This is a genomic window from Halorubrum sp. SP3 (assembly GCF_005435195.1).
Lineage (GTDB): Archaea > Halobacteriota > Halobacteria > Halobacteriales > Haloferacaceae > Halorubrum > Halorubrum sodomense.
This window is the reverse complement of sequence record NZ_SGTU01000846.1, coordinates 1-209: the sequence shown is the minus strand read 5'-3', so window position 1 is coordinate 209 and position 209 is coordinate 1. Positions and strand designations below refer to the sequence as shown.

Annotated in this window: 1 protein-coding gene; it reads left to right on the top strand. The window is 70.8% G+C overall.

Annotated elements, in window-relative coordinates; all coding sequences use genetic code 11:
• Positions 1–209: acyl-CoA dehydrogenase family protein (locus EXE42_RS18385; RefSeq protein WP_255510264.1), on the top strand; the 209-nt coding region annotated here is incomplete at both ends.

Genomic DNA, 209 nt, shown 5'->3' with positions numbered 1-209 from the left:
GGCGGACCGGCTCCTCGGCGAGGAGGGCGACGGCTGGACGCAGACGATGAAGACGCTCGACGGCGGGCGCATCTCCATCGCCGCGCTCTCGGTCGGGCTCGCGCAGGGCGCCTACGAGGCCGCCAAGGAGTACGCGGGCGAGCGGGAGCAGTTCGGGAAGCCGATATCGAAGTTCGACGCCGTCCGCGACAAGGTGGTCCACATGCACC